Raw genomic sequence first — 5089 nt, forward strand, 5'->3', positions numbered from 1 at the left:
GTTAGTATGAATCATGAGAGTTACCTCGTGTTTTGTATAAGGATTGGACACCCATATCAAAACCGGTAACTCTCAACCTTGCAAGGTCCAGTGTCAGATCAAGTCGCGACTAATACACTTTATGACAGGGTAAACCGTAATTTCAGCAACGAAATTACATGACGATAAATTTCACCACTCCTGTTATCACCGTGGTGGTTATTTACGGCGGCTTCAAATTCTTCAATCGTCCCTGAGAAACATCCTCTCCGAACAATGATGCTTTCGTCTTTCTGCCTGAATGCGGTTAGCGCTCCATTTTCTGAGCCGATGGGTGAAATAGTGATCCAGTCATCATCGCCGGACGCCCGCGCATCGCCGTCCTGAGCCAGATTCGATTCTTTTTCTACCCAGCCGCCTAATTCGCCAACATGAACATTACCGAAGGCGACAAGCGCTTTAACGCGAAACAATTTGATGCCGAAAAACTCCTTCACTTCGGCGGTGAGTTCGAACTTTTTCATTCTAAACCCCTTGGATTCAGGCGTAAAAAAACCACCGTTCGGTGGCGTTAATTCAATTATCGTGCCACGGTGTATGAGTCTGCTTTGCTCTGGCGGTAATGCCATAGTCCGTTTTCGGCTTGCTGTACCAGATGCGATGGTTAAGACGCTTAACCCTGTCGTACTTTTCGGCGAAACGGTTAATTTGCTCTCTGAACTTAGCGAGTAAGTTGAAATTAATCAGCGGTGCACGTTTGCGCTTGAAAGCCAATTCAATGCGGTTAAGCGCCTCGCGTTTTACTGGCTTCTGCCCCAATACCTTATCGATACGGGATGTCACCAGTTCACGACGGATGGCTTCTGCCTTGCGTCTGGCATGACGGCGAATAGCGGCGTTGGTTTTGCTAACAGGATTAACGGATTTACGGTAAATGATAGTAGCCATATTCCCTCCAACAGATGGTTTTGGGGTGTGGTGAACGGGTATAGTCCTGGTGTTGGCTATAATTTTCATTCAGCCCACCACACCCCAAAAACATCTGGGCAAAGGTTCGGCACGTTGTCGGTGCCTTCCGTAGAGCGCGAGGCTCGTTTTGAAGGAGCATGTATCTGGAATCTGCCGCAACCGCCGTCATGTTCGTTCGCCTCGGGCTGGCTACTTACGCTCAGGCAATCGGCGGGTAACTCGAGGTCTTGCCTGCCGGGGTATTGCCGTTGCGGGTTGGTGGCCCACCGTCTGGCTTGCGGCTGTCTGGTGGAGTGATGAATGGAATATTACAAGAAAATATTTAAATAGACAAGTGTATTTAAAATTTTTCTTTCAGGCTTGCTTGGAGTGATGGTAACCAAATGTGAGAGGTAAAGATATAGCCTATTTTTGTTTAGACTTAGTTAAGTGGGGGTTATTTATTGAATACAAAGAGATAAGGAGTTTGTGGCTGAGGTAAAAGGGGGGCTTCGTGCATATGCAAACGCTAAAAATGTTATCAAGAAAAAACAGGCATATATTGAATTTGTGATATATCGCAATTAGTGTGCTTATTAAACTACTTTCTTACCTCGTGCCTTAGCAAGTTCTTCAAGAAGCTTGTCGTAATGTTGTTGTTTTTCTTGAAGAGATTGAATTAATTGTTTTTTATCACTTTCTGGTAGTTTTTCGAACAAATCAATCAAAATCTTATGTTGTTCAGTTAGGTCTAATGGGTAATCGATGGACTTATTTTCTAAGGGAAAAACCTCCTCTTCACTCATAAAAAACCAGTGATTAGGTAATCCAGTGATCTCAGATAATTTTTTTAGACTGCGCCCACGAGGCGAACTAACGCCTTTCACCCATTGCTGCACTGCTTGCGGACTCACTCCCAGTTGTCTTGCTAGCTCTGATTGACTCCAGCCATTTTTTTTTAGTACCTGAGCTATTCTGAACGCTGAGTATCTAATTTCTTCATCTTTCATAAGATTATCTTACAAGGATTCCTTGCTACTTTCTCTTAAATAATATCTTGTATATTTAATTTTTTCTTGTAGAATTGGTTTTCTAAGTCGAGGAACTCTTTATGGATGAACAAACAAAAAAACGCATATATGAAATCGCGAGCCAAACCGAAATTGCTCACCAGCTAGGTCATGAACTACAAGCTATAAGCCTGTGGTTTAAAAATGGAGTTCCGCCTAAAAAGGTGATCAATTTATGTAAGGCATTGGAGTGGCAGGTAACACCTCACGAATTGCGTCCAGATATTTACCCGAACCCGATGGATGCGCTTCCTGCTCACAGGGAACCGGCAGCCTAACCCGCAGTACCCGCTCTTCACAACGGACACTCGTCCTACGGAAGCCACCGACAACGTGGCGAACTCAACATCCCACAGTACAACTCACTGTGACTGGCTCACGGCTTCGTCACGTCTGTTTATTACCAAAACACAGGTGCCGTGTTTCTACACGTGCATCCGATAACCTATTTTTTTCAACAAGGAAAGTATCACACATGAACCCTGCAACACAAAGCAAGAAAGCCGCTCACATCGAGTCGGCATTACTCAACAAGTTAGCCCTGATGGGACAGAAAGCCTTTGCCGCCGCCATGAACGTACCGGAGTACCAGGTCAGTCGCTGGAAGAACGGTCTGTTTCGACAGGTCAGCATGATGTTAGCCGTGCTGAACTACGGCATTGCCGATGATGAAATGGCTGAGTTAGCCAAGCGGCTGGCGGGGTATCTGACCAAAGAAAAAGCCGGTTAGTGGGAGAACACTTTTCCGGCTTAAAACTGCAACAATAAATTGATTTAAGAAGGAATTATGGCACGAAACAGCCGGAATTTCAAGCAGGAAGAGGAAATGGCGCATCCCGATTCACCTGACGGATTAGTTGTTGCTGCCGTAAATAACAAGTTGTTCGCTGAGCAGCTTATCGGTGTTTTCAGACTGCTTAAAGCAGGGGTGAAGAAAGATGGCTGTACCTAACCTAAAACTTGTTCACACCTCAGAAGAGGTTACGGAGCATCGCGTGGCGGAACTCGAAGATGGCTATACGCGGACTGCTAACGAATTGTTGGAGTCAGTGATGCTTTCCGGCCTGACGCAAAACCAATTGCTGATTGTTATGGCTGTATGGCGCAAGACATACGGTTACAACAAAAAAATGGACTGGATCAGCAATGAGCAGTTTGCAGAGCTTACAGGGATGGCGGCAACAAAATGCTCTACAGCAAAAAACGAGTTAATCAGGATGGGAGTCCTTGTACAGCAAGGGCGTCAGGTAGGAATGAACAAGGTCGTTTCCGAGTGGAAAACCAAGTTTAACGGATTCAGTAAAACATTTACCGAATCGGTAAAGAAAACCTTTCCTGAATCGGTAAAAAGTGATTTACCGAAACGGTCAAACACAAAAGACACTATTACAAAAGACAAGAAAGACAGTATTACCCCTATAGTCCCCAAACCGAAAATATCACCACCAACGGCATTCGATCCGCTAACCGCTGAACTCCCTGAATGGCTACCTGCCAATGAGTGGCAGTCATGGGTTCAGTACCGGAAAGAAATCAAGAAGGCTATCAAGTCTAAGCAAACCGTCACGCAGTCGATTAACACCCTGTCACGCTGCCGTGAAATGGGATATTCGCCGGGCGAGATAATCAACCGCAGCATTGGCAATGGCTGGCAGGGGCTGTTTGAGCCTAAGCAACCAAACAAGGTCGGAGTAACCAGACCTAGCCGAACCATGAACCACATACCGGAGGGCTTCACTGGATGAGCGATTTAATTCGACGCCTACAGGCAGCCATGCCGGCAGGTATCAAGCCAAAGTTCACGACACCGGAAGAGTGGCAAGCGTGGCAACAGGAACAAGGCCGGAAGGATTCGGAGCGCATTGCTGAATTGAACCGCGTTAACCGCCTGCAAAAAATCCTCGGTCGCTCTGGCATTCAGGAACTTCACCGCACCTGCACATTCCAGAACTACAACGCCGACCTGCCAGCGCAGCGTAACGCACTGGACAAGGCCAAACGGTACGCCAGCGAGTTCGGTAGTCGGTTCGGTGGGTTCATATTCAGCGGCGGCTGTGGCACTGGCAAAAACCATCTGGCGGCGGCAATCGGTAATCACCTGCTATCGAAAAACAAATCGGTGCTGGTTGTTACCGTGCCCGACCTGATGATGCGTTTTCGTGAGACGTATCAGGACGGCGCGAAGTTGTCAGAGGCTGACCTGATGAACGACCTGTGCAACGTTGACCTGCTGATTCTGGACGATATCGGCGTACAACGCGGCAACCAGAGAGAGGAAATTGTCTTGTTCCAGATTGTCGACCGCCGCCTGTCTGCAAAGAAACCGGTTGGCATGTTAACAAATCTCGACGCCGAAAAGATCACCGCGTTACTGACTGAGAGAATCATGGACAGGATGCGAATGGACGGCGGAATATGGGTTAATTTCGACTGGCCCAGCTATCGGAAAAATGTCCGTTCGGGACCGAATAAACAGGAGGAGTGATGTTATATCGGCGGGTAATGGTTCTTGACTCATCCCCCCTGTATCGGATGTCCGGCAAACTGGATGGAAAGAAACACATGGTATCCGATTCAGAATATAAACGGCATTGATACGGTAATTGGGCCAAATGGTGAATACCTTAGCGAAGAGCATTTCAGCGCAAACCTTTGGCGTTTTGAATACGACTTGCACTGGATAGATGACTATGAGCGACGAAATCCCCGGTTGCCGAGCTGACGGCACATGCAAAGCTTGCTTGATTGGTATGTTCAGGATTCATGCGCAAAGTTATAAAGCTGAATTACAAGCATGCATATATGAGCAAATGAGGCTGCCGCTATCCCGATGGCAACCGTTGGCAGCATGTAGCCGTGAGCCTGTACATAAATTTGTGTAATTGCCTGATTTTGATATGTTCAATCCAACATCAAAAGCAGGTTACTTTATGGACGAAAAACAGTTGCAGGCTCTGGCTAATGCACTGGCCAAAAATCTCAAAACCCCTGAAGATCTCAGCCAGTTCGATCGCCTGATGAAGAAAATCAGCGTTGAGGCGGCTCTCAACGCCGAAATGTTCCACCATCTGGGGCTACGATAAAAATCAGCC

The 5089-nt window shown here is 46.8% G+C and carries 9 protein-coding genes and 1 pseudogene; 6 read left to right on the forward strand and 4 right to left on the reverse strand.

The features are described from left to right. Positions 1-119: 119 nt before the first annotated feature. From ACTBDZ_RS14975 to ACTBDZ_RS14985, 3 genes are all read right to left on the reverse strand, one after another. The gene (locus tag ACTBDZ_RS14975) at positions 120-503 is read right to left on the reverse strand and encodes a hypothetical protein (RefSeq protein ID WP_438815904.1); all 384 of its coding nucleotides are present in this window, start codon (positions 501-503) and stop codon (positions 120-122) included. A gap of 52 nt (positions 504-555) precedes the next feature. Continuing rightward, positions 556-927 (reverse strand): antitermination protein, encoded by a 372-nt coding sequence (locus tag ACTBDZ_RS14980; protein ID WP_438815905.1) that lies wholly within the window; start codon positions 925-927, stop codon positions 556-558. 596 nt (positions 928-1523) lie between these two features. After that, positions 1524-1937 (reverse strand): helix-turn-helix domain-containing protein, encoded by a 414-nt coding sequence (locus ACTBDZ_RS14985; protein WP_438815906.1) that lies wholly within the window; start codon positions 1935-1937, stop codon positions 1524-1526. Positions 1938-2038: 101 nt separating this feature from the next. Here ACTBDZ_RS14985 and ACTBDZ_RS14990 point away from each other — a divergent pair, with 101 nt between their 5' ends. The 5 genes from ACTBDZ_RS14990 to ACTBDZ_RS15010 all read left to right on the forward strand — a co-directional run bounded on the left by ACTBDZ_RS14990 (position 2039) and on the right by ACTBDZ_RS15010 (position 4482). Then, positions 2039-2275, forward strand: coding sequence for a transcriptional regulator (locus ACTBDZ_RS14990; RefSeq protein ID WP_438815907.1), 237 nt, complete (start codon positions 2039-2041; stop codon positions 2273-2275). Between the two features lie 197 nt (positions 2276-2472). Further along, on the forward strand, positions 2473-2727 hold the full coding sequence (locus tag ACTBDZ_RS14995) for a CII family transcriptional regulator (RefSeq protein ID WP_438815908.1): 255 nt from the start codon (positions 2473-2475) through the stop codon (positions 2725-2727). Positions 2728-2784: 57 nt separating this feature from the next. Further along, positions 2785-2949: a hypothetical protein gene (locus tag ACTBDZ_RS15000; RefSeq protein ID WP_438815909.1), complete on the forward strand. Its 165-nt coding sequence runs from the start codon at positions 2785-2787 to the stop codon at positions 2947-2949. Beyond that, entirely contained in the window at positions 2936-3742 is an 807-nt protein-coding gene (locus ACTBDZ_RS15005) for a replication protein (protein WP_438815910.1), read from the forward strand. The genes ACTBDZ_RS15000 and ACTBDZ_RS15005 overlap by 14 nt, the downstream gene beginning before the upstream one ends. After that, the gene (locus ACTBDZ_RS15010; RefSeq protein ID WP_438815911.1) at positions 3739-4482 is read left to right on the forward strand and encodes an ATP-binding protein; all 744 of its coding nucleotides are present in this window, start codon (positions 3739-3741) and stop codon (positions 4480-4482) included. The genes ACTBDZ_RS15005 and ACTBDZ_RS15010 overlap by 4 nt, the downstream gene beginning before the upstream one ends. Positions 4483-4751: 269 nt before the next feature. On the opposite strand, the gene ACTBDZ_RS15015 is transcribed toward ACTBDZ_RS15010, so the two are convergent. Continuing rightward, positions 4752-4847, reverse strand: a complete 96-nt coding sequence (locus tag ACTBDZ_RS15015; protein ID WP_438815912.1) for a hypothetical protein — start codon at positions 4845-4847, stop codon at positions 4752-4754. Positions 4848-4927: 80 nt separating this feature from the next. Between ACTBDZ_RS15015 and ACTBDZ_RS15020 the strand changes: the two are divergent. Beyond that, positions 4928-5089 (forward strand): annotated as a pseudogene (locus ACTBDZ_RS15020) (IS256 family transposase); the annotation flags it as partial.

It is taken from the genome of Symbiopectobacterium sp. (genome assembly GCF_051710365.1).
Lineage (GTDB): Bacteria > Pseudomonadota > Gammaproteobacteria > Enterobacterales > Enterobacteriaceae > Symbiopectobacterium.

What these genes read in the sequence shown, in the direction of transcription:
- ACTBDZ_RS14975 (WP_438815904.1), bottom strand. Translation starts at nt 503, where the DNA reads ATGAAAAAGTTCGAACTCACCGCCGAAGTGAAGGAGTTTTTCGGCATC.
- ACTBDZ_RS14980 (WP_438815905.1), bottom strand. Translation starts at nt 927, where the DNA reads ATGGCTACTATCATTTACCGTAAATCCGTTAATCCTGTTAGCAAAACC.
- ACTBDZ_RS14985 (WP_438815906.1), bottom strand. Translation starts at nt 1,937, where the DNA reads ATGAAAGATGAAGAAATTAGATACTCAGCGTTCAGAATAGCTCAGGTA.
- ACTBDZ_RS14990 (WP_438815907.1), top strand. Translation starts at nt 2,039, where the DNA reads ATGGATGAACAAACAAAAAAACGCATATATGAAATCGCGAGCCAAACC.
- ACTBDZ_RS14995 (WP_438815908.1), top strand. Translation starts at nt 2,473, where the DNA reads ATGAACCCTGCAACACAAAGCAAGAAAGCCGCTCACATCGAGTCGGCA.
- ACTBDZ_RS15000 (WP_438815909.1), top strand. Translation starts at nt 2,785, where the DNA reads ATGGCACGAAACAGCCGGAATTTCAAGCAGGAAGAGGAAATGGCGCAT.
- ACTBDZ_RS15005 (WP_438815910.1), top strand. Translation starts at nt 2,936, where the DNA reads ATGGCTGTACCTAACCTAAAACTTGTTCACACCTCAGAAGAGGTTACG.
- ACTBDZ_RS15010 (WP_438815911.1), top strand. Translation starts at nt 3,739, where the DNA reads ATGAGCGATTTAATTCGACGCCTACAGGCAGCCATGCCGGCAGGTATC.
- ACTBDZ_RS15015 (WP_438815912.1), bottom strand. Translation starts at nt 4,847, where the DNA reads ATGCTGCCAACGGTTGCCATCGGGATAGCGGCAGCCTCATTTGCTCAT.